Below are 24,829 nucleotides of genomic sequence, written 5' to 3'. Positions count from 1 at the left end.
GTGGAGCAAGCACAATGAAACATTCAAATGCGACACAACAGATGGATATCTTGAATAAAGAAATTATTCAGCAAACTTTCCATAAATTGCTGCCTCAACACGCGTTTAAAAATCCAGTGATGGCATGTGTGTGGGTGGGAACAGTTTTAACCCTTGTTGCCACTTTGATGGGAAATACCAGTTTAGGTTTTGGTTTAGCCCTAAGCTTGATTTTATTGGTCACTGTCTTATTTGCCAATTATGCCGAGGCGGTTGCAGAAGCTAAGGGACGTGGACAAGCTGCATCTTTACGTCAGGCACGTGAAAACTTAACGGCTAATCGAATTGCCGACCTGAATGCCGTACCGACAGTGATTTCTGCAAATTTACTGAAAAAGGATGATTTAGTTGTCGTCAAAGCTGGTGAAATTGTTCCTGCGGATGGTGAGATTATTCAGGGTTTTGCCACGATTAATGAATCAGCCGTTACAGGTGAATCTGCGCCCGTACTGCGTGAAGCCAATACTGACCGTTCAGGTGTGATTGGTGGAACTAAGGTTTTGTCAGATGAAATTATTATTCGAGTCAGTAATGAGGCAGGGCATAGCTTCCTAGACCGTATGATTGCCCTAGTTGAAGGTGCTAATCGTCAAAAAACACCGAATGAGATCGCACTGAGTATCTTACTCAATATTATGACCATCACCTTTATTGTAGTGGTGGCAACCTTACCTTTTATTGGTTCAATGGTTGGGATCAAAATCAGTATGGTTTTGCTGATTGCACTGTTGGTGTGTTTAATTCCAACCACGATTGGCGGCTTGCTGCCTGCAATTGGGATTGCAGGGATGAACCGTGCTTTAAAAGCCAATGTCTTAGCCAAATCAGGTAAAGCGGTTGAAGTTGCGGGTGATATTGATGTGTTGCTGTTGGATAAAACAGGCACGATCACCTATGGAGATCGCCAAGCTACTGCTTTTTATCCATTGGCAGGTGTGACACCCAGTGAGTTACGCCAAGCAGCGATGCTGACCTCTTTTGCTGATCCAACGCCTGAAGGGAAGTCGGTCATCAGCCTTGGGAAAGAATTAGGTGAAAGTATCCAAGAGCCGAAAGATGCCGAATTCATTCAGTTTAGTGCCTCAACTCGTCTTTCAGGAGTAAATCTAGCAACTGGACAAACGATTCGTAAAGGTGCTGTCGATGCCATTCTTAACTTTACCCATCAAAATATTCAAGACAACATTGAGCTTAAAACTCGTGTAGAGCAAGTGGCTTCTAAAGGTGCAACACCACTCGTAGTGGCTTCGAATCACAATATTTTGGGTGTGATTGAACTGTCGGATGTGATCAAACAAGGCATTAAAGAACGTTTTGCACTGTTACGTGAGATGGGCATCAAAACCATTATGGTCACAGGAGACAATCCATTGACTGCGGCTGCAATTGCGGCCGAAGCAGGGGTGGATGACTATATTGCAGAAGCGAGACCTGAGGATAAATTGGCTTGTATTCGTAACGAACAAGCAGCAGGAAAATTAGTCGCAATGGTGGGTGATGGCACCAACGATGCACCAGCCTTGGCACAGGCAGATATTGGTTTAGCTATGAACTCAGGTACTCAAGCAGCCAAAGAAGCGGGCAATATGGTGGATTTAGATTCTGATCCAACCAAATTGCTAGATGTGGTCGAAATTGGTAAGCAACAATTGATTACTCGTGGAGCATTAACCACTTTTTCTTTGGCAAATGATGTATCTAAGTACTTTGTCATTTTACCTGCATTGTTTGCGGTGGCAATTCCACAACTTGGGGTATTGAATATTTTGCAACTTAGTAGTCCAAGCAGTGCAGTGATTTCCGCTTTGATCTTTAATGCCTTGATTATTCCAATGCTCATTCCATTGGCACTCAAAGGCGTTCAATTCAAACCTGCCAGTGCGCTGCAATTGTTACGCCGTAATATGTTGATCTATGGGGCAGGTGGGGTGATCTTTCCATTTATTGTGATCAAGCTCATTGACCTTATTGTGTCATTGTGGATTTAGGAGTGAGATATGAATACTTTATTGAAGCATGAGCAATTGAACCAACAAAATCTTCAATTATCGAATCCTGTTCATTCAGTTTTACGCCCAAGCCTCGGTTTGGTTGCAGTTGGTTTCTTGATTGCAGGCATGTTGTACGCTACAGCAAGCGTCTCTATTGCGCAGTTGATTTTTCCGAAACAAGCCAATGGCAGTGTCATTGAACTGAATGGTAAAGTAGTGGGGTCAAGTTTGGTAGGGCAAAACTTTGTTAGTGAACAATATTTCCATGGACGACCAAGTGCGGTAAGTTACAATGTCGATGGTATGGCAGGCAGTAATTTGGCAATCTCTAATCCTGATTTGCAAAAACAAATTAAAGAGCGAACAGTACAATTTGCCCAAAATAATCAGATTACTAAGCAACACGTGCCGAACGAGATGGTAACTGCATCAGGTAGTGGGATTGATCCTGATATTTCACCTGAGAGTGCATTGTTACAGGTGAAGCGAGTGGCGCAACAACGTCATTTGCCTGAGCAGCAAGTTCGTGATTTGGTACAACAACAAACTCAGCCTGCACAATTCGGCATATATGGGCAAGCCCGAGTGAATGTGTTACAGCTAAATTTGGCCTTAGATCAATTGTCATCGACCACACGTTGATAGAGCGTAATTATGCAGATCGACCGTAATAACAAAGCAGATGCATGGTTGGCACATAGTCAACGTGAACAATCTGGACGTTTGACCATTTTCTTGGGTGCAGCACCTGGGGTGGGGAAAACCTATGCCATGCTGACCCGAGCGCATGAATTGATGCAACAAGGGCAGCATGTGGTGGTTGGCGTGGTGGAAACCCACGGTCGATCTGACACCGAAGCTTTGATTCAAGGGCTGAATGTTATTCCAAGAAAGTCTGTGGAATATCAGGGGCGAATGTTGGAAGAGATGGATCTCGACCAAATTCTTAAATTAAAGCCTCAAATTGTGCTTGTTGATGAATTGGCCCATCGTAATGTACCCAATAGTCGGCATGAATATCGTTGGCAAGATGTCAATGAGTTGTTGGATGCAGGCATTGATGTCTATAGCACCTTAAATATTCAGCATTTGGAAAGTCTGAATGATGTAGTTTTTCAAATTACGGGGATTCGGGTAACTGAAACTGTCCCCGATGCACTACTTAAACGTTTGAAAGATATTCGACTGGTTGATTTACCTGTTCCCGAACTATTAGAACGGATGAATCATGGCAAGATTTATTTCGCCGATGTTGCACCCCATGCATTACAAGGTTTTTTTAAAGCTGCGAATTTGACGGCGTTACGTGATCTGGCAATTCAAACTGTTGCAGGGCAGGTCGATATTGATTATCGAGAAAAATTTGTTGCGCAAGGGCAGATTATTCCGATTCAAAATCATGTGATGTTGGCGATAGATGGTTCTGAATTCTCTGAAGATTTGGTACGCCGTGCGCATCGGATTGCGGAAAGGCGCAATGCAACGTGGAGTGTCATTTCGATTCAAAAAAGTAAGGTTGAAACGACCCAAGCCTTTGCAGTGACTAAAGCCTTTAATCTAGCACGTAAGCTTGGTGCAGATACTTATTTACTCTATAGCAATCATATTGCATCGACTATTTTACAGGCGGCTTATGATTATGGTGCATCTAATATTTTACTCGGAAAAAGCCCTCAAAAATCGCTATGGCAACGCTTATTTTCAGATCATATTGCTGACCAACTGTTAGAAAAACAGCATCCTTTTGAAATCACTTTTGTTCAACCTTTAAAAGCTCAAAATAATCAGACCAGCCCGAACGATACAGCTCATTCATCTTGGCGAGAACAAGGCTTGGCATTTACTCAACGTGAAGTGTTTGAAAGTACTCTCATTGTATTGCTAGGACTGATTGTGGCGGCAATCAGTGATCATTTTATTGGGTATAGCGACTTAGCCTTGATTTTTATTGTGACTGTATTATTGGTTGCAATACGGGCCCGCATGTTGATTACAATTATCAGCGTATTCATCTGTTTTTTACTCTACAACTACTTTTTTATCGAACCTCGCTTTACCTTTATGATCAGTGCTGAACGCGGCGTGATTACCATTATCACGTTCATTATTTCAGCCTTACTGGTCGGGCGTTTAGCCAATCAATTACGTGCTCAGGTGTTGAGTTTACGCGCAGCAAATTCAGTCTCGTTACAATTACAAGAATTAGAGCGCAAGCTATCGACCTGTGTAGATATTGAACAGGTGTTAAATGTCGCCAAACAACATTTGGAAACTTCATTAAATGCCACGGTCTGGTTAAAAGTTGAAAATCAGTCTTTAGGCGATTTCTCTGCTTTAAATGAAAAAGATCAGATTGCCGCAGATTGGACACAAAAGAATGCGAAACCCTGTGGGCGTTTTACCAATACCCTGACCAATTCTGATTGGTGGTTTATTCCGTTAAATTTGGTGAAAGAATATGGGGTGATTGCAATTCGCTTTCATCAAAACGCTCAAACCATCAGTTTTGAATTGCAACGTTTAACTGAGTTGATGATTGAAGACATTGCGCAAACTGTTGCTCGGGTTCAGCTGTCTTTACAGTTAGAAAATTCTCGTGTGGTGGCTGAAACGGAAAAGCTCCGTTCCGCCTTGCTTTCTTCGGTATCGCATGATTTACGTTCACCCTTAGCCGCGATGATTGGCTCAGCAGATACGCTTAAATATTATGGTGAACAAATGCCTGAAAGTGATCGGCATGAATTATTAGACACCATTCACATTGAGGGTGAACGACTGGATCGTTATATTCAAAACCTGTTGGATATGACTCGATTAGGTCATCAAGGGTTGACTTTAAGTCGTGCTTGGATCGGTGTGGATGAGTTGATTGGCTCGGCAATGCAACGACTGAAACGCTATCAGCCTGAGGTGAAAATCGAGGTTGCTTTGGCGGAAGAACTTCCGCAATTGTATGTGCATCCTGCTTTAATTGAACAAGCCATTTTTAATGTCTTGGAAAATGCAGCCAAGTTCTCACCAGAGAATGTTCCGATTGAAATAAAGATTCAGCAAGAGCAACAATTTCTGCAAATTGACATTATCGATCAGGGGATCGGCATTCCTGAAGATGAACGTGAACAAATTTTTGATATGTTCTATACCATGCAGCGTGGTGATCGCGGGAAAACCGGAACAGGTTTAGGGCTAGCGATTGTCAGAGCCATTATTGGCGCTCATATGGGCAGTATCGAAGCTTTTGGAGGAACAGATGGTCAAGGCACCTTAATTCGCATACGATTACCGTTACATCAGGACTAAAAACATTTTTATGCCACAAACAATCCATCCGAATGCATCAATTCTGATTATTGATGATGAGCCTCAAATCCGAAAATTTTTGGACATTGCCTTACGCGCACAAGGCTATCAGGTACATGTCGCTGAAAATGGCATGCAAGGCTTAGAGACTTTGGCAACCCGTGGTGCGGATTTACTGATTTTAGATTTGGGCTTACCTGATATGGAGGGACAGCAGGTGTTGACCGAGATGAGACTCTGGTCGGACATTCCTGTGATTGTGTTATCTGCACGCCCTGATGAAAATCAAAAAATTAAATTGCTCGATGCAGGCGCAAACGATTATGTCACCAAACCGTTTAGCATTCAGGAATTATGTGCGCGTATTCGGGTGATGTTTCGCAATAAACCACAGCAATCTGGATTGAACATTGTGTTTGATGATGGTCAATTATCTGTGGATGTGGCTGAACATGTGGTGAAGTTAGCCCATGAAGAAATTGTTCTGACCAAAAAGGAATTTCAACTGTTAGCACTGCTAATTCGCCATCAGGGGAAGATTGTCACGCAAAAACAAATCATGACGGAGTTATGGGGCATCACGCATGAAGAAGATACCCATTATCTTCGAATCTTGGTGAAAAAACTCCGAACCAAAATCGGAGATTCAGCGATGAACCCAAAGTATATTTTTACTATTGCAGGCGTGGGATTGCGTTTTCTGGGTGAATCCTAACGATCAACTTCAATAATAGAAGATAAGGGGCTTAAAAATAGTGTGGAATTGATTCAATCACATCCCACAAAAGAAGGCCTTCATTCAATTGATATACATTAAAGAAAGCTAAAACAAAGTAAGCCGATTAACGCAGAAGCAGCAAGGACATACATGACTTTCAACTCAAAATAGAACAGTCCAATTAGGGCTGCAAGTGCGATTGAAGCAGCAACAATATCAAAAGAGCCACTAAATCCTGTTGGCCAGAGTACGTGATAACTAAAAAATAGTGCGAGGTTAAGAATCACGCCGACAACCGCTGCTGTAATAGCGGTTAGGGGCGCAGTAAATTTGAGCTCATTATGTGTCGATTCTATAATCGGTGCACCAGCGAGGATAAAAATAAAGGAAAATAGGAAGGTAAACCAAGTCACGATTGTTGCTCCAATCGCACCTGCCAAGAATAGATGATCGGGACCTAAGAGGGCATGGTTGAATGCCCCCAAAAAACCAACGAAAGCAACCACCATAATTAAAGGCCCAGGTGTGCTTTCGCCTAATGCCAAGCCATCGATCATTTGAGTTGGGCTTAACCAACCGTAATAGTTAACAGCACCTTGATAAACATAAGGTAATACGGCATAGGCACCGCCAAAGGTGAGCAGGGCCGCTTTAGTAAAGAACCAAGCCATTTGCGTATAGGCGTGATTCCACCCAAGCGTTAAGCTTAGACTTAGGATCGGAAGAAACCACAGTAGCCCTCCCATCAGTAAAATACTGCCCAAACGTTTCCAGCTAAATATGGTATGTTCGGGCGTAGGTGTATCATCATCAATGAACGCACGCCCATAATCTTTTTTACTCTGCTGATGAGCTTTGCCACTGGAAAATAGAGTTGGATACTTTTTACTGGTCAGATATCCAATGATCGCAGCCGATAACACAATTAAAGGGAAGGGTAAATTGAAGAAAAAAATCGCAATAAATGAAAGTGCTGCAATCAACCATAAGAATTTATTTTTGAGTGATCGACTCCCAATTCGATGTGTTGCATGAAAAACAATAGCAACGACTGCGGGTTTGATACCGTAAAACAGTCCAGCAATAATAGGAACATCACCAAATTTGACATAGACCCATGAAAGGCCAATTAAAATAAAAAGTGATGGTAGTACAAAAAGAATGCCTGCAACTAAACCCCCAGCAGTTCTATGCATTAACCAACCGATATAAGTCGCTAACTGTTGCGCTTCAGGGCCTGGTAAGAGCATGCAATAGTTCAGTGCATGTAAAAAACGTTTCTCGGAAATCCAACGTTTTTGTTCGACCAGTTCTTGGTGCATGACCGCGATTTGACCTGCGGGACCACCAAAACTAATAAACCCTAATTTAAGCCAAAACAGAAAGGCTTGCCAAAATGGAATAGCATGTATTTCTGCTTCGGGGGATGTAATCCGTTCTTGTTCCATGATTATTCTCTGGATAGGTTGGCATAGAGGCCATCAAAAATATGATTGGATAATTCAAATAATTGTTCATCATTGCTTATTTGGCTTCGAAGACCTTGCATGACTTTTTCAATCCCTATTGCTTCTGGTGGTTCAATCCCGCCGACATCAAGGTAATGCACAATTTCAGCAACTTTCTTGAGTGCTGGTGTTTCTAAATTAAAACTATGTAAAAGAACTTCAAAAGTGACCCAGTGATTGACGTGGCTGAACCTCGCGCCATCAAAATCGAAACCTAAGGCTTCTTCGGGGCAATCAGTGGGGGTTTCTAACCACATAAAGGTCGGTGTGGCATCGATAAAAGTCTTAATCAGCCATGCAGAGGCTAGGCGATCAATCCAAGGTCTTTTCCGCGTTGCCCAAAGCTGGTTTTGATAAGCTGTTTTGTCTAAAAGTTGAATGTGGGTTTGTATTGCATGAGGTTCATTCACCTCACCCAAACGTGCAATAGAAAGTTCTAATAAAGAAAGTTCATGTAAAACCTGTGTTTGCGTTTCATCTGGGTAATAGTCAATTTCTATAAGCGCATTGGCTGCTTTTCTGAGCTTTCGAACTTGCTTGAGCAGTTCTTTCTTTGCATCTTTGGTCAGGCGGCCTTTTAATGCTGTAAGTTGTTTATAAAGAGAATCGTATTCTTCTTTTCGACTGAACATACTCGAAAGATCAAGATTTGAAAGTGACTCTGTATGGAATATATAAGCAGTACCTTGCTCAGAAATAACATCATTGGCAATAGCATCAAATTTCTCTCGATGTGCAATTGGGAGTACATAGACTCCATCTCTAAGGGTTGCAGCACCACTTGCCTTAAGAGATCTCCATACCCTCATACGTGTCGTTGTGTTTTGCGTAGGAAGTGAAGAGATGAGTAAAGATGTTTTCATGTTATATACTCAACATATTTTGTTAAGTATATTTTATTTTTATAATCAGTAGATCATATTTTCTGCAAAGAATATATACAAAATAGATATGAACCTAATCGTTAACAAAGCTTATTTCTGATTTGTTTTAGAAACAGAGATGAGCAATTGATTTGAAAACTTTTAGAATAATTTAAAGATTGCTGTATCTAAGCTTATTGTATGGCAAAAATTATGACTTAATGATGTCAAATGGTCATTTGATTTCATCCTAATAAAATTGTCGTGAATAGACTTTTTTTCTATTTGTTAAATATTGAATGTGGTTAAGGGAGTAGGTTTGTTAGATTGGCTAAAAATATAAGGTCTATTTTCCGTTTATATTTAATTTAGAGCGTTAAAGACTAAAATCCACCATAAAATGGTGCGCCCTGCGGGACTCGAACTATTAGATTATCTAATTGAATTTTAAATTAATAATTTATGCATTAAATTAATTTTACCGCAAAATATACCGTAAAAAATAAAAGCACTCTATTTATAATTGAGTATTGATCTGATAGCGAGTATTGCGCCCACCACCTTCCAACTTGATTATACACGCTTTTTCGAGCAAGTTAGATAAGTGACGAGTAGCCGTTGCTTTACTGACTTTAGCAACCTTTTGATATTGTGAGGCGCTAATACCATGTTCAAAGCCATTTTCGCCACCATCTAATAAACGATTCAATACCTTGCGTTGTCCTTCATGGAGATCTAAGTTTGAATACTTATGCCAAAACTGACTTTTTAACAATGTTCGATGAATTTGCTTTAGCGTCGTTTCAAGGCTGTCATTTAAGGTGTCTAAAAACCAGACAAGCCAATTGGTGATATTGGAATCATTTTTTTGGGTTTGTTCTAAAATTTCATAGTAACTTTTGCGTTTATTTAATATAACGGGAGACATTGCATACAAGCGAATACTCTGTTCATCCATTTGTGCTAATGCAAGGTCTGTGAGGGTACGGGTAATACGACCGTTACCATCATCAAAAGGATGGAGTGTGATAAACCATAAGTGAGTAATGCCTGCACGAAGTAGCGGGTCAAGCAAAGCATTGCTTAGACTATGATTAAACCAATTTATAAAAGCTTCTAAACGCTCTTCTAGTCCTTCTCTAGGAGGTGCTTCAAAGTGAACTGTCGGATAATCCAATCGACCAGAGACAACCTGCATTGGTTCTGAACCTCTGAGTTGACCAATACGTAAACGCTGCATTGTCCAATCAGGATCATTAAAAAGCCATTGGTGCCATTGCATAAGACGTTTAACAGTAAGCGGTTGCTTTACGTCGTTAAGAGCATCCAGCATGATGTTGGCTAAGCCTTCAGATCGGTCTGAACTTGGATAAGGATGTTCAAGAGTAACACCCAAACGACGAGCAAGTGAGGAGCGTAATGAATAAACATTCAAGGTCTCATTTTCAATCGCTGATGATGCTACAAGGTTGGCAAGTAGAGTATCTAGGGTGAATTGTTCTTTGGCTAAATCATGTTGACTTTGCCCAAGTAAAATTCCAATTTTTTGATGAATCTGTCTGGTTTTGGGAAAGATGATTTCATCGTCCCATGTGAAGTTTACCCAGTTTTCACTTTGCCAAATCCAATCTTGCATCTTAGTCTCCACTTAGAATCTTTCCAAGATGAGCTAAATATAACATATATTCGGCTCAATAAATGAGTTGAATCTAATGCTTAATGAGCTCATTTATACTCATGTACCTCTATTGAATGTGGGGTACATTATTGCTGAAATTTTTTATTTTGATTAGAAATAATAAACAATAACCATTTAAGCTAATTTGCATCAATTGCAAAGTCTATCTTTTATCAAATTTCTTGATTGCTCTCTACCATACTTTAAAAGCATAACTCACTTACTTTTTGAAAGCTTGGTTCAGGTCTTAGGCCTCTATTATTCTTTACTCCAAGCAATAACGGATATAGCCAGTTTTTATACGTAGAATTGTTGTTTTTGGTGTTAATTAATATTCATTTTTTATAGTGAATAATGATCTATTAAAATAATGATTTTAATGTAAAATAAATACTGATTAATAAAATTAAGACTTTATTATAGTCTTCTAAATATAAAGGATTAGTATGGAAAAGTACCATTTTCTTAAAAGAATAACAAAGAGTGATTTGTATAAGATGCTTCGCTATAAATATCCTTTGTCATTTCAACGAGTGTCAAAAAGAAATCAGCAACATGAAATTGTTATTTTGCGAGAGACAATTGATCTGTTGGAAAATTATGATCAGTTGTTGCTGATGCTTAAAAATGATCAGGAACCAACACTTGATAAACTTCCATATTTGACGAACGAGCAGCGTGTACAACTGAATAAAGGGATTAATAGCCTCAGATATCCTCGTAATGTTTTAACTGAAAAGGATCATTTAGACTTTTTTGTTTTTAGAAAAATTTCACAATATTTGGGGTTGAGTCATGCGCTTGATTTACCTAGCCGAAGAATAATTAGAAATTTGAATATGCATCTAGGGAAAAGTGCAATGAGGTTGTGTATAGATTCTCATCCGCTTGTACCAAGTGAAGTTGGTGATTATGAGCTTGATGTCTTCTTTGATTTTTTGGAAAAATTGAAACCGAAAGTATTAACAGACTCTTCTGTTGATGAACAATTTGGCTTAGGTGTTTATGAGGAGTCGTATGAGCAAACATTCAAAAAAACTTTAGATGAACATGAGCAGATTTATGTCTTTTGCTTCGATGTGACAATTCATCGAGACCAGCCAAAGAGGGAGGATGATTACCTAAAATTGTATTTAGACTATGAGGGTAAAATAAAAGCGATCTTGCAGAAAGTTGATGGATTAAACACACTTATTCATTACTTGGTTAGAATAGAGCCAAGTCAGGAATTTGGTTTGAATTTACATTTTGTCTTGATTCTTAAGGAAACCAAGTACTTTCCTGAGAATACATTTATCCTAAAATTCAAGAAAGAGTTGGCAGGTATTTTTTCTATTTTGGCGGATAAGTACACTGTTAGAAATTGGAATGATGTTGTTCGCAAGCAATTTAGTAAAAAGGCAGTTGGCTTAATCAAAAAAAGTGATGTAGCGGCCGTAAACGAAAGTTGGTACTGGATATTTAGTTGCTTCTTTGCTGTAGAACAGGTTTTCAAATTTAATTTAGGTTTTAACCCACACCAGATAATAAATGGATGTCTGGCTCTGCAGTCATCATCTCTACCTACCTCTAATAAGAATTTAGAGTCGTTATCCAAAGACTATTGTACCCTCAATGACCTAAGTGAGCAGGATACAAGGATCTTTGCTCATCGAAAACATTTAGCAAAACCTGTGCAGCAATATTTGAGTTATGCTGATCTCACTTACTTTGTATATCCATACTTGTCAGGGAGTGACGGTGGACATTTAACATTAGGTCCTCTGTTGGGGCGAATAGAAGTGTTTTGTGAAACCCTTAGAGCAGTAAAACCTGAATTATTTATTATTCCGAATAAAGCATTATTAGGTACTTTCTCACCTGAAGAATATTCAAAAATGCACACTCGATTGGGACGGATGTGGTTGAGTATTTTTAAAACTTTACTTGATGAGCCAGACCTTTTTCAAAACCTATCAAGCGCACCATTTCGATCTCAAAATGTATTGTCCTTTTTAAGTTTTTTGCAGGCAAATTGGAGTGTGTTGCAAGAGTTTCAATTACAGCCATTGAATGACGTAATCATGGTTCAACTCAATGAAAAAATGAGCATTTTAAAGAATGAACTATTACATCACGATTTTATAAAAACTAAGACAAGTTTAGATGGCAATTTTAAAAAACTCACCAAGTACACTCGTTATTTGCTAGCCAAAGATGTTTATGCCTTGCGTATACAGATTGAATTGAATATCCCAAACAAAAGTTTGAATCAAACAGAGCAATCCTCGATTCTGACTGAATTCTTACGAGTAGGTCAGTCAGCACAACCACTAAGTTGGCTTAGAGGCTATTTGTTGCGTTGGGATCAATATGAATGTGTACAGCGGCAGAGCAGACAAACTTATGCAGATTTAACCTTGTTTTTTGAATATCAATCCAAACTGCAAGATGTCAATTTGCCAGAGAAGTTAAAGCAGTATTTGGCTAATTTTATCGCACGCTATAACGAAAAGAAGAAACTGAGTAACTCAGCGAATGAAATACATTACAGCATGCGTAGTTGCAATATTTTTGCTCCAAAGGCCGAGTTAAGGCATGAAGTCTTAAAGATTGAAACCATTGATAAAGACCTTCGGAATAGCTTCCTGAAATACTATTTACCTTATTTTTACTTTTTGGACTTTTTCATACTATGGGTGGACATGGAAAACGGTAAGAAAATCAAACGTTATACGAAAGGGCAGGAACCCAAAGCTAAGAAAATTTCAACCACAGAGGACAGCCAATAGTCATGATTGATTGCGTATGTTCTGCGTGATTTCTCCTTAAGATTTGACCATAAGCGTTGAATAACTTTAGCTTTGCTGAAAATGCTCAATTTCCTAACATTCCCAAGGATAAATAGATTGAAATGTTTCTATATTCCAATGAATCCTAGGGCATTTTCTTGTCTGAAAAGCTGTAGTAAATATTATTATATATATGAATTATATAACTAAAGATTAAGAATTAAAAAATACTCAAACACCTGATCTGATGAGCATATTACGGAATTACTCATCATGAACCTTTACCAACATACTCTCCATGAACCAAGACTACTGATTGAAATTGAATCTTTTACCAAGAGGATTATCAATGATGGTTTAAAGAGAAAAGATCTACTTGAACTGGTTAGATTGCTAGATGCCTTTGAACAGATCTATTCCTGTAATCATGTGTATGCAGACTATGTTGGTTTATTTGAATTCTTAGCTAGCTATGAGTTTTATGACTTTAAGCAAATGCAAGATGGTCAATACACCTATGCATCGCTTTTAGAAATCAGTGATTGGTTATTAGATGCTTATAGCTGGTCATTCCAAGTTAATAAGAAAAAGGTTCTGAGTGATCTTCGCCAGTATAAGTTTGGTGTTAAGAGGAGATTTGGAAAACTTCGAACAATGGTAGAGATATTATTTCACCGCTATAGCCGTAATCTCATTGTCAGGGTAGATTTGAAGTATGACGTGGATAAACAGCATATGGTTGATATTGAAATGTTTAATCTGCATGTTCAAACGCTTCGTAGCCGTATGGCAAATAAGCATACGTGTTTTAAAAACCTGAAACTGAATGCTTGGTGTTTAGAGCAGGCTCCGCTAGGGAGTTATCATGTTCATTTGTTTTTGATCTACGATGGTTCTGCATCTACGTATGACTGTAAACTCGCTAGATGGGTGGGTAGAGTATGGATGGATGAAATCACGGAAGGGCTTGGCTATTATTGGAATTGTCATACGAATAAACATGCAGATGAAGATTTGGAAGACAGTGACACACAGCGAGTAAATACAGGATGTACTCAAGAAGTTCAACGTTACAAGTATTTGAATGGGCTGGGTATGATCAGTCGTGGCGATCCAATGGGATTAGCAAGGCTTAAAGCTGTGTATAGCTATTTAGCTCGTATGACTGCTGAAAAGATTGAGCAACGTCTTAGAGTCCGTATGAAAGGTATGAGGGCTTTTGGCTGTTCTTCATGTTGATTGAGTAAAAGGCTATACACCTCAATACAGTAGGATAGAGTTATACATTATTAGCTAAAACAGCTATTTGGGGCTTTTAAAGGAATTGAGTCATACTCGGCTCAACTCCTATAGGTAAAATTTGGATGTTACCTTAATTCATTTAAATCATTTGTGTTGTACTTGATGGTTTGATAATAAAGCATCTTACTGTCAAGTGTTATGTGGGCATTTAATTAACCACAATAATAAGTAGTGATAGCCTCAACTAGAACTCCCATCGCAACATCTTTTCCAACTTTCAAAGACCCTTTTAATGCTTTCAAAGACATCTTACCAAGCCAATTAGTAACTCCTTCTCCTAGTTCATCAGAAGATGTTGGAGTTGGTGTAACATCAATAACATTTCTTAAATCTTGAATATCCGTTTCCTCAACACCATAATCTTTTAGCTTGCTTGCTAAAGAATTAAAATCGCCTTTGATCACTTGTACAGTATTTGTTGATGTTTGATTGATTGTTGAGTTGTCATTATGGTTAGCCATATTTCCGACATTACCAATATTATAATTAACATGCTGTGTCATTTGCTTTTCCTGTTTAGTAAAGATTAAACCGTTACCTAAAATACCTTGTTTTTCTAAAGACAAAGACCAATTTAAGATAGTATTTCGTATAATTACAAAAACATGTTCAATTTGGGCTTTACTAATAGCTAAAACAGGCATATAAGTTGGTGCAACTAAGTCATAATATGGATTGTTTGTAAGACCTAAACGACTAAATCGTTGTCTATCATCTTGGGTAAATTTTTCTATAAAAAATTTTTCAATTTCAGGGTCTAATTTTAAAAGAATTTGACTTTCATTAGTTGACTTAAGGCTTTGTAGATTGGTAATTGCATCACGAATAATTTTCATTTCATAATATTCTGCATTTTCTCCTGACAAAACAACAGGTTTATACCCTGATGAATCAGAGGCATACATATTGCCTCGAAAAATCCTATAAGCAGGAATCTGATCATCTTCTTGGTACCCATGAAGTTCTTTTTGGCACCAAGCTGAAAAATCATTAATATCTAGCTTTAAAGCAATTACGTATGCGTTGCTTAAAAGTTCATTAATAGGAATATTTGGATCTAAAGCTAATTGTTGAAGCTTAATAACGGAAGAGGAAGTAGTCATTTTTTTCCCAAGTATTAGGTCATTCTGAAGTAGCATAACTTTATTTAATAACTCATAATTCGGTATTTAATTTCTATCAATGAATGAATCTATATTATGATTTGCCATATGGGTTACAGTCCCAATATTATAATTAACATTTAAGACATGTTCTTTCTCAGTTGCTGTAAACTCCCAATCATCTCCTAAAATTCCTTCTTGTTCAAGTTGGTAGGATAGTTCTAGGATTTTAAATTTAATTGTATCTAATGCTTTTTGAAAAGGAATTTTACTCGTTCGAATTTGAAATATAAAATGACTCTCTTGACACTGTGGGTTGTTCTTTCTGAGAATTTTATCTATATCACTTTTTACCTCAAGAGTGACGCTATCTGATTTATTTTTAATCGCACCTTCAAAAAAAGAAATGCCATCTTTTATAATTTGACCAGAAAATATTGCCTCAGCATTAAAAATTGCAGTTTGTCCAGATAATGAATTTTTTAAACATAAAGAACCAAAAATATATCTATATTCAGGAATATTGGAATCATCGATAGACTGATAGCCATTTAATTCTAATTCACACCATTTTTTGAAATCATCCAAATTCAATTTACAAGCAATTAAATATGCATGTCTTAATATATCGCTGATTTGAGATGATGGATCTAAAACTAATTTTTGTAATGCGATAATTGCTTTCATATTACTTAGCTATGAAGTTGTATAACTTCATTCTCCTGCTAATTCAGTATACATCACAATGTTTGAGAAATATCATCACTAAAAACCTTTTGATCAATTGTACTTTGATTATTACCTGAGGCTAAGTTTTGAACATTTCCAGTGATGTTGATATTAAAAATTTGATTGATTTTATCTTGAGGAATAGGATTTGAATTTATAGCTACATCACCAGCATTTTTATCAATCATTTCAATTTCCAATACAAAATTTAATATTTTAGTTTTTATTGTATCTACTATGCCTATAACAAATGATGTTGGGATTACTTTCCATGCTTGCATACAAACATAACCTTCATACATGTTATTCCCATGTAAAGCTAAAACCGTTGCTCCCCATTCTTGTGATAATGTACTAGCAGTAGTAGTAGTTAAATTTTCTAATGTAGCAATTGGACTGAAAAAATTAGCTGTTGTTAAATTTTCTTGTAACTCCTTTGGTAAATTAAAAGTAGGCACGTCTGCATTTTGTAACCCACTTCCAAAAGAACCTGAAAAGTGACCTTTTGAGTAAACATTTTTTAGTATTCTGTAATTAGGTAAAAATTTCTTATCTTTAGGATAGCCATTAAGTTCATATTCAACCCAAGTTTTAAAATCTTCATTTCCTAACTTGTAGGCTAAAATTTTACATTTACGTAATAAATTAGAGACACTAACGTTTGAATTTGTCACATCATTTTGAATTTCTTGTAATAAAGACATCTAATTCCTAATTAAAAACCCTCAGTGACTACACATTATAGTTTTTTTAAAACTAGATCAAGAATAGATGGTTGTAGTGGTCAAAAATTATATATGGTTTTTAAATAGTTATTTTACCTACCCTATTTACAAAGCCTCTAGTATATTTATGTTAGGTATTCCTAAAAACTAACATAATACACCTTATACGAAATGTTTAAATTTTTCATATAAACATCAATATCTTAGTTGAAATTGTTCTAGGATTTGGCGAACTGGAACGACTTTTTCATGATTATTTAGGTTCCACGATTCATATTTAACCATTGTTCCACAATTTTTGTTAGTAGAAATAAAATTTAGAAATACAAAACTAGTTGTATCCCTAACCATCTGAATTGACTTAAATCCACCTCACCATTATTCTTAGCATGCTGACCTACATTGTCAGTCGGTTTTAGCAGACCGATCCATCTAGCGTATCAGGTACTTATATTCTTCCTGAGTATAAGTCTTGTGCGAAACCTTCTCGTCCCCCTTTGCGGTAGAACGGGAGGGGGACGCGTTCGCGCGTGCTGATACTAGATGATCAGTCTGCTAACCCCCTTTCGTTCTGCCACCATAATCAAATAGCAGTGATTCGGCAGAACTTCTATTACATCTAGGAGTCCGTCATGGTCATTCAAAAAATTCCCTTACTGTACTGAATTCTATTTCAAGCAACTGACTTTTTACTAAGCAGTTGATGGGATTTTTTCGTCTCATTTTATTCATATTCGCACATCTTCCTGACTCGGGAGCATGCGTCGTTGTGTCTTAAATTTTGATTTCAATACAGAACAATACCAGAGGGGGGAGCTTTATGAGAATTCAAACATTCAGCATGCTTGCTGTATTCCTTTTACCTATTTTATCTGCCTGTTCATCTACGGATAGCAAAGACCGTAAAGCCTATATCGAACAATGCATGTATCCAAATTCTGCCATTAAAACCGCAGTTGAAAATGAAGAAACCTGTAGCTGTCGCTATGACAGCATTCGTGAACAATACGGCAAGCCATTTTTTACAGTACCAATCAGCAATGATGAAGACAGACGTCGTCTGGACTTTGCCAGAGGTTATACCGTGGGCAAATGCAGAGGGTAGAAACATGCTAAATAAAAAATTACTTTTCATCATTGTCGTTGCTTTGCTTACAGGCTGTAGCTCCAAACAAGAAAAAGCCTGTCAGGAAGAAGCCAATGTAGCTGAAACTGTGATGCAGGCGCGCTTGACCTACGGTGGTTTTGCCGAAGCGACCTATATGCTCGCAGGTGATAACGATGAGCTGAGAGAACAACTCAGACCAATGATTCATGATGCCTTCGAATATGGTCGCGGTGGGACAGCGACTTTTGAAAAAACCAAACAAGTCTTCAAAGACAAGTATTACCAACAATGTATGGATAGACCAGCACCTTGATGTGAATACCTAAGCATATGGGGAACAGGGGGAAGAGATAAAATGAAAAAGATCATAATGTTGGCAACCATCGCCATGTTGACGGTCGGTTGTGAAAAGCAACCAGAAGCAGCACGAGCGCAGAATAGCGTAGTTCAAACTGAGCAAGTCAAAGCAAAGCTTCAAACAGAAAAACTGACTGAGAAAGAACTACAGGATTTAGAGTCCCTAGAAAAATCACCCAGTGAAGAAACGGCAGCTACAGCAGGTTATTACCTGAGTAATTTGGAAGTAACGCCCGTTACGGAAATACGAGAATTTATTGCCAAGGGTTGGGAGGAGTGGGAAACCCTGAATAGACAAGAAGCGGAGAAGGACGCACAGCAAGCACCATCCGACCAAGGCGATGCTTCAATGCAATATCGGATTGAAATTAAGAATCAGGTCTTTGGTGGAAAGCATGAGGTTGAAACAGCCTATCTACATTTAATATCGCTTTCTGACAGCATTACACTGGATCGAGTGGTGGTGAATCGGGGGAACTGTAGAGCAGATTACCGTGATGGTGCCAATCCTATTCTGTACGGCAAAACCATGCGCTTCTTCTTAAATTGTGATCCACGTAATGTCCGAGAGGTGGTTGCGGTACTGAAAGATGGCCGAGAAATTGTGATGTCACCGCAATAAGCTGAATGCGATATTTATTCTACATACGCACCACGCACTATACAGTTGAATCGTCGAGGATTTTGAACAGATTGAAATAAATTTCACTTATATAACATAAAGATGAATCAATACACAGAATGCGTTTATTGAGTCCAATTACACGCAGGATTCAATTAAGCATATTCACAAGACTAATCTGAATCAGGCTGCTGGACTTCATCCCTTGATTGGAATGAAGTCCAGCAGCCTTTTTGTTTATAAGGACAAAATCTATGGTACATCAACTTGAACAAATGGCGTATGTAGGCGAAACCCCTTGGCATGGCTTAGGCAACCAACTCACGCAGAACCAACCGATTGAAGTCTGGGCACAGCAGGCAGGCATGGACTGGAGGATTGAATCTTCCAATGTCAGCTACATGGCACAAAATGAACGAGGGCAAAGTATCATCATGCCCTATGAAGAACAACGGGTGTTATATCGTTCCGATACCCATGCACCGCTATCCGTAGTCAGTCAGCGTTATCAGGAAGTCCAACCCATGGAAATCCTAAATTTCTACAAAGATTTGACTGAACAATCAGGCTTTGAACTGGAAACCGCAGGCGTACTGAAAGGTGGCAAGAAATTCTGGGCATTGGCACGTACAGGGCAAACAACATCACTCAAGGGTAAAGATGTCAGCAATGGCTATATTCTCCTTGCCACTGCTTGTGATGGAACACTCGCCACTACAGCACAATTTACTTCGATTCGAGTGGTGTGTAATAACACTTTAGCGATTGCTCTGAAAGGACAAAATAGCAGTGCAGGCGTGGTCAAAGTGCCACACAGCACCAAATTCGATGCTGAGAAAATTAAACAGCAACTGGGTATTTCCGTGCGTGCATGGGAAGAACACATGTACGAAATGAAGCAACTGAGTCAACGTAAAGTCACCCAACAGGAAGCCGCAGCCTACTTTGATGCCGTGTTTAACAATACCAGTCTGAGTATTGCCGAACAGGATGACAGCATTATTCAGTTCTATCGTAATGTTGCTAATCAGACTGAGACCACAAAAGCCGAACCGAATGGACGAGCGATGTCTAAAGTCATGACCATGTTTAACGGGCATGGACGAGGGGCTGAACTCAGTTCAGCTAAAGACACGGCTTATGGCTTATTGTGTTCGATCACAGAATTCTGCGATCACGAACGTCGAGCCATGAGTCAGGATCATCGACTGGATTCAGCTTGGTTTGGTGCGGGGGCAGGCTTAAAACAACGTGGCTTAGAACAGGCTTTAAGAATGATTGCCTGAGCTCAAACATTTAAGCCCAACCAACCTAACAAATCAATTAACCAATACATCTTAGATAACTCACAGCCACATCTTCAGATGTGGCTTTTTTATGCCCGCAATTTACAAAATAGGAAATGATCATGAATACAGCACTAAACACCCCGCTGAACGTAACACCGAATCCAATGGTTAATATCCATGCCAATCGTCCCAAACTGTTTACCGCCAAACGCTTTGTGGATACCAAGAAACTTAGCCAAGCCGAGTGGTTAGAAGTACGTCGGCAAGGCATCGGTAGTAGTGACTGTGCCGCAGCCTGTGGACTCAATCCCTATATGTCGATGCTGGAACTGTGGATGATTAAAACAGGGCGGATTCAACAATCGATTGAAGATGAAAGCGAGGGACATGCACCCTTGTACTGGGGGAAACAGCTTGAACCTTTAGTGGCTGAATACTACAGCATGCACACCAACTATAAAGTTCGTCGAGTCAATGCAGTGTTACAACATCCTGAAGCTGATAAACACTTCATGTTAGCCAACTTGGATTACTCCGTAACAGGTGATGCAGATGTGCAAATTTTAGAGTGTAAAACCGCAGGGGAATATGGCGCCAAACTGTGGCGAGATGGTGTGCCTTTATACGTGCTGTGTCAGGTACAACATCAATTGGCGGTGACAGGTAAGAAAGCAGCCCATATTTGTGTACTGATTTGTGGGCATGAAACTCGCATTTTTAAAGTGACTCGTTCTGAATCGGTGATTCAACACATCATCAATGCAGAGCGTTACTTCTGGGAATGTGTGGAAAAGGATATGCCACCTGAAGCCGATGCCAGTGAATCGGCAGCCAAAGCTTTGCAACTGCTTTATCCCGAACATGTGCCACTCAGCACCACAGACTTATCCGAAGATACACATGCCAATCAACAGTTTGAACAGTTGATTCAAGCACGTAACCAAATCGAAAAGCATCAGGAGCAGTTCGATCTGCTGAAGCATCAACTTCAAGCCAAGATGCAACAGGCAGAACGCGCAACATTCTTAGCAGGCTCAGTGACGTGGAAAAAGTCAAAAGACTCAATCAGCTTAGACAGCAAGGCTTTACTGAAACAGTATCCTGAATATCTGAATCAATTTCCACAAAGCAAACAAGGTTCACGACGTTTCAACATCTATACCAATGATGATTGAAAGCGATTTAGCCTAAGCAAAATATCCAACCCCACAAACCAAAATCCCATGCCTCAGCGTATGGGATTTTTTTATGCAAATTTCATTTACACAAAAGAGGAAATCACCATGATCAAAGGTTTAGCAATCACGCCACCCATACTCGGCAGAATCAGTATTGGTAAAGTGGTAGAAAAGAATGGCAAACGACTGCCCGAAAAGGATGACCAGTTCACCATTACCAGCCAAATCCAAGGCAAAGAAGGATGGGTGAAGCATCCCTTAGATGAACAGCTTCGTGCCAAAGCGCAAAACCAGAAACTTAGAACCATTCCTGTGCGGATGATCTTTAATGATCCTGAACTTAATCTGCGGGCTGAGTACAGCTTATTTGATCGTCAGACAGGACGTCCCATGTGTGTTGGCAATGGTGAAACCTGTCAACGGTTGACCAATCAAGGGGTTGAGCAACATCCATGTCCGTCACCTGATCTCTGTCCTTTGGCACAAGGGGGTAACTGTAAGCCTTATGGGCGTTTGCATGTCAACTTAGATGAATCGGATGAACTTGGAACATTCATTTTTAGGACTACAGGCTTTAATAGCATTCGCACCTTGGCAGCACGATTGAGTTATTACCATGCTGCATCCAATGGCTTACTGTCCTGCCTACCGTTGCAATTGACCTTGAGAGGCAAGTCCACCACACAAAGCTATCGTACACCTGTGTATTACGTGGATTTGACACTCAGGGATGGTGTCAATCTGCAACAAGCCATTCAAACAGCAAAAGACATTGACCAACAAAGCAAAGCTTCAGGATTTAATCAACAGGCTTTAGATCAAATGGCACGGCAAGGCTATAGCAATGCACGATTTGAGGTCAATAGTGAGGAGGGGTTGGATTTGGTGGAGGAGTTTTATACGGATGAGATTGTTGAATCTGAACAAGTACAGCCTGAGCCTAAAGGTAGGGCTAAGCCTAGATTCAATCAAGGAGGGGGCTTTGTACAAGATATTCAGAAAGGTTTACAGCAGAATGTACGGGCTGTGAATTAGATGGGATTGGACTCAGTAAAATTTTATTGGACTGCCCTATTATCTGAGCGAATCACCGCTCGCATCAGTGATTAGGAGTAAACATCATGAATGCGTTCACAGGTCAAACTTTTCAGATGAATCAGATTATCAACTTGAAAGAAGTTATGCGAATTACAGGGTTAAGTCGCGCAACGATTTATAACATTATGGATGAGCGTCATAAGCAATACGATCCAACATTTCCCAAACAGACGAATTTAACTGTTGGTCGTGTTGGATGGTCAGCTTGGGAAATCAATCAATGGATTGAATCTAAGTTAGCGAGTCGTTAATGATTGGGAGCTTCGGCTCCCTTATTTTTTGTTAAGTTGTTGGTATGAATGTAATTGGCTTCATTATTGGCTGAACTGTACTGGTTTTATCGGAGACAGTTTGTTTAATTTAGGTAGCCTGATCTATCATTCAAGAGTTCTTCACACTAAAAACTATTTCAAAGTCCAAAAACCTCATATTTTTAAATGCTTTTTTTTAAAATATGTTAAATTCCACATTAATACATTTTTAAAATTTAAGTGATAAAAGCACTTTATAATTTGGAGCTTGGTCTGAATGTCAGCTTTAACAAATTTACTTCAATCGATTGAAACAATTAGCCTTACAAATAGAGATAAAGGTACTTCATTTGAGAATTTGATGATTCAATATTTCTTAAATGAACCTAAATATGCCGAAATTTATACAGAAGTTTTGTCATATTCTGGTTGGGTTGAAAAGTACGGTGAAAAGTTAAAAGTTACTGATAAACGTGACTATGGTATTGATCTTGTTGCGGTAACTATTGATGGTGAGTTCCATCCAATCCAATGTAAAAATTACAACACTACAAAAATTCAGAAGAAAGATATTGATAGCTTTTTAGGCGGCTCTGGTAAATCTTATTTTGCATATCGCTACATTGTAGCTTCAACGGATGATTGGACTGATAATGCTAAATCAACTTTAGTGGATGCAAATCCACCTGTTGCAACTATTTCATTATTAGATTTAGAAGGCAGTTTAATTGACTGGTCACAGTTTAATTTTGATTCAAATGTGAAGCCTATATTTCGTAAAAAAAATAGTTTAAAAGATCATCAACGCCCCGCATTGTCGGCAGTCAAATATGGATTAGCTGAGGCAGATCGTGGCAAGCTTATTATGGCATGTGGTAAGGGTTACATTTCTTCATTGACATTTAAGTATTACTTTAATAAAGTATGGACATGATGATTGAATAGATAAATTATTATGTCTAGGATCGAAAATGTTAAAATCAAACCTCAAAATATAATTGTCAAAGATAATCAAGTTATCTTCAAAGAATCTACTAATCTTGAATCCCAAAATCTTCCACAAATCTATTGGTCTAATAATAAAGCTTGGGATGTTGCCAATTTATATGCCTATGACTTAATGGTTAATGAACGAGTCCAGCTAAAAACAATCCAAACAGATATGCAACATCTCAATGCTTATGCTTCTTGGTTGGAGACCGAAGACAATTTGACATGGTGGCATTTCCCAAACAAAAAAAGTGAAAGATGTGTATTTGTGTTTAAAGGATATTTAATTAAACAAAGAAATAACCAACAGCTAGCACCATCCACAGCCACCCATAGAATGCGTGCCGTAATTAAATTCTACCGTTGGATTCAGCGTAATAACTTAATAAATAAAGATATTGAACTTTGGAAAAATAAGTTTAAGAAAATCACTGTAATTAACAAGTTTGGATTTGAGCACTCATTCGATGTTCTTACAACAGATTTAGCTATTCCACTAAGAGCAAATAGTTCAAATATAGATTTAGAGGATGGTGTATCACCAATTAATCCCAAACATGTTCCAAAAATTTTAGAATACGCTAAAACACATGCACCAATCGAAATTTACTTAATGCTTAAACTTGGTTTTTTCACGGGTATGCGTATTGGAAGTATTACAGACCTCAAGTTGGCTACTATTGAGAATTATTCTTATCTTGATGATATGTCCATGGCAACTATAAGAATTGGTTTAGATGCTATTCCACCAGTACAAACCAAGTTTTCAAAAAGTGGCAACATAATTATTCCAACTGAGTTGGTTAATGAGCTTCTTGAATATGCTTATGATGTAAGACGTTTAAAAAGAATAAAAAAAGTGGAAAATTCTGTGAATTTATTTTTAACCTCAAGGGGGAATAAGTATTTAGGTAACGAAGGAAAGTCAATCAATGTCGCAATTCATAGACTAAGAAAATCTGCTTTAGAAAATGGAGTTTATGAATTTAAGGATTTTTATTTTCATCGAACTCGAGCAACTTTTGCAACAGTCTTAATGCAATATTGCTTAGAGAAAATGGATGTGACTAGTGCAGTTCAGTTAGTAAGGGATTGCTGTCTACACAAAGATGAAAAAACGACTTTGAAATATGTAAAGTTCATAGAGCAAAACAAACAACTTGCAAAAATATCTAATGAATATACAAAGGCATTTTTGGGGTTGTGAAA

Annotated in this window: 21 protein-coding genes; 15 read left to right on the top strand and 6 right to left on the bottom strand. The window is 38.5% G+C overall.

Translation table 11 applies throughout. The annotated features are described in order from the left end of the window. Positions 1 to 14 precede the first annotated feature (14 nt). The 4 genes from kdpB to I593_RS02430 are packed head-to-tail and all read left to right on the top strand — an operon-like array spanning position 15 to position 6,045. Positions 15 to 2,027: a potassium-transporting ATPase subunit KdpB gene (kdpB, locus tag I593_RS02445; RefSeq protein WP_016165992.1), complete on the top strand. Its 2,013-nt coding sequence runs from the start codon at positions 15 to 17 to the stop codon at positions 2,025 to 2,027. Between the two features lie 9 nt (positions 2,028 to 2,036). Beyond that, positions 2,037 to 2,672, top strand: a complete 636-nt coding sequence (gene kdpC / locus I593_RS02440) for a potassium-transporting ATPase subunit KdpC (protein WP_016165991.1) — start codon at positions 2,037 to 2,039, stop codon at positions 2,670 to 2,672. Between the two features lie 12 nt (positions 2,673 to 2,684). Beyond that, positions 2,685 to 5,330, top strand: a complete 2,646-nt coding sequence (locus I593_RS02435) for a sensor histidine kinase (RefSeq protein WP_016165990.1) — start codon at positions 2,685 to 2,687, stop codon at positions 5,328 to 5,330. A gap of 10 nt (positions 5,331 to 5,340) precedes the next feature. Beyond that, the gene (locus I593_RS02430; RefSeq protein WP_016165989.1) at positions 5,341 to 6,045 is read left to right on the top strand and encodes a response regulator; all 705 of its coding nucleotides are present in this window, start codon (positions 5,341 to 5,343) and stop codon (positions 6,043 to 6,045) included. 98 nt (positions 6,046 to 6,143) lie between these two features. Here the strand turns inward: I593_RS02430 and chrA are convergent, their stop codons facing one another. From chrA to I593_RS02415, 3 genes are all read right to left on the bottom strand, one after another. Further along, positions 6,144 to 7,496 carry a chromate efflux transporter gene (chrA, locus tag I593_RS02425; protein ID WP_016165988.1) on the bottom strand — a complete coding sequence of 451 codons (1,353 nt, stop codon included), beginning with the start codon at positions 7,494 to 7,496 and terminating at the stop codon, positions 6,144 to 6,146. Positions 7,497 to 7,498: 2 nt separating this feature from the next. After that, positions 7,499 to 8,419, bottom strand: coding sequence for a chromate resistance protein ChrB domain-containing protein (locus I593_RS02420; protein ID WP_016165987.1), 921 nt, complete (start codon positions 8,417 to 8,419; stop codon positions 7,499 to 7,501). Between the two features lie 517 nt (positions 8,420 to 8,936). Next, complete coding sequence (locus I593_RS02415) at positions 8,937 to 10,055, bottom strand: Fic family protein (RefSeq protein WP_016165986.1); 1,119 nt, start codon at positions 10,053 to 10,055, stop codon at positions 8,937 to 8,939. Between the two features lie 488 nt (positions 10,056 to 10,543). Between I593_RS02415 and I593_RS02410 the strand changes: the two genes are divergently transcribed. Continuing rightward, complete coding sequence (locus I593_RS02410) at positions 10,544 to 12,868, top strand: hypothetical protein (protein WP_016165985.1); 2,325 nt, start codon at positions 10,544 to 10,546, stop codon at positions 12,866 to 12,868. A gap of 273 nt (positions 12,869 to 13,141) precedes the next feature. Next, a complete protein-coding gene (locus I593_RS02405; protein WP_016165984.1) occupies positions 13,142 to 14,107 on the top strand; it encodes a YagK/YfjJ domain-containing protein in 966 nt (321 codons plus the stop codon). Between the two features lie 215 nt (positions 14,108 to 14,322). On the opposite strand, the gene I593_RS19710 is transcribed toward I593_RS02405, so the two are convergent. From I593_RS19710 to I593_RS02390, 3 genes are all read right to left on the bottom strand, one after another. After that, positions 14,323 to 15,273, bottom strand: a complete 951-nt coding sequence (locus tag I593_RS19710) for an AbiTii domain-containing protein (protein WP_016165983.1) — start codon at positions 15,271 to 15,273, stop codon at positions 14,323 to 14,325. Between the two features lie 66 nt (positions 15,274 to 15,339). Next, a complete protein-coding gene (locus tag I593_RS02395) occupies positions 15,340 to 15,960 on the bottom strand; it encodes an AbiTii domain-containing protein (RefSeq protein WP_016165982.1) in 621 nt (206 codons plus the stop codon). A gap of 53 nt (positions 15,961 to 16,013) precedes the next feature. Continuing rightward, a complete protein-coding gene (locus tag I593_RS02390; protein ID WP_016165981.1) occupies positions 16,014 to 16,706 on the bottom strand; it encodes an AbiTii domain-containing protein in 693 nt (230 codons plus the stop codon). Positions 16,707 to 17,547: 841 nt separating this feature from the next. Between I593_RS02390 and I593_RS02385 the strand changes: the two genes are divergently transcribed. The 9 genes from I593_RS02385 to I593_RS02345 all read left to right on the top strand — a co-directional run bounded on the left by I593_RS02385 (position 17,548) and on the right by I593_RS02345 (position 24,827). Further along, complete coding sequence (locus I593_RS02385; protein WP_016165980.1) at positions 17,548 to 17,832, top strand: hypothetical protein; 285 nt, start codon at positions 17,548 to 17,550, stop codon at positions 17,830 to 17,832. Positions 17,833 to 17,836: 4 nt separating this feature from the next. Beyond that, the gene (locus I593_RS02380) at positions 17,837 to 18,148 is read left to right on the top strand and encodes a hypothetical protein (RefSeq protein ID WP_016165979.1); all 312 of its coding nucleotides are present in this window, start codon (positions 17,837 to 17,839) and stop codon (positions 18,146 to 18,148) included. Between the two features lie 42 nt (positions 18,149 to 18,190). Next, on the top strand, positions 18,191 to 18,814 hold the full coding sequence (locus I593_RS02375) for a hypothetical protein (protein ID WP_016165978.1): 624 nt from the start codon (positions 18,191 to 18,193) through the stop codon (positions 18,812 to 18,814). Between the two features lie 254 nt (positions 18,815 to 19,068). Continuing rightward, positions 19,069 to 20,100, top strand: a complete 1,032-nt coding sequence (locus I593_RS02370; protein ID WP_016165977.1) for a DUF932 domain-containing protein — start codon at positions 19,069 to 19,071, stop codon at positions 20,098 to 20,100. A 122-nt stretch (positions 20,101 to 20,222) separates the two neighbouring features. Then, complete coding sequence (locus I593_RS02365; RefSeq protein ID WP_016165976.1) at positions 20,223 to 21,278, top strand: YqaJ viral recombinase family nuclease; 1,056 nt, start codon at positions 20,223 to 20,225, stop codon at positions 21,276 to 21,278. Between the two features lie 108 nt (positions 21,279 to 21,386). Beyond that, entirely contained in the window at positions 21,387 to 22,316 is a 930-nt protein-coding gene (locus I593_RS02360; RefSeq protein ID WP_016165975.1) for a recombination directionality factor, read from the top strand. Positions 22,317 to 22,402: 86 nt separating this feature from the next. Next, complete coding sequence (locus I593_RS02355) at positions 22,403 to 22,630, top strand: helix-turn-helix transcriptional regulator (protein ID WP_004681576.1); 228 nt, start codon at positions 22,403 to 22,405, stop codon at positions 22,628 to 22,630. 277 nt (positions 22,631 to 22,907) lie between these two features. Then, positions 22,908 to 23,564: a restriction endonuclease gene (locus I593_RS02350; RefSeq protein ID WP_016165974.1), complete on the top strand. Its 657-nt coding sequence runs from the start codon at positions 22,908 to 22,910 to the stop codon at positions 23,562 to 23,564. A 21-nt stretch (positions 23,565 to 23,585) separates the two neighbouring features. Continuing rightward, positions 23,586 to 24,827: a tyrosine-type recombinase/integrase gene (locus I593_RS02345; protein WP_016165299.1), complete on the top strand. Its 1,242-nt coding sequence runs from the start codon at positions 23,586 to 23,588 to the stop codon at positions 24,825 to 24,827. Positions 24,828 to 24,829: the final 2 nt, after the last annotated feature.

The organism is Acinetobacter tandoii DSM 14970 = CIP 107469 (assembly GCF_000400735.1).
Classification (GTDB): domain Bacteria; phylum Pseudomonadota; class Gammaproteobacteria; order Pseudomonadales; family Moraxellaceae; genus Acinetobacter; species Acinetobacter tandoii.
This window is presented reverse-complemented; position numbering and strand designations above follow the sequence as displayed.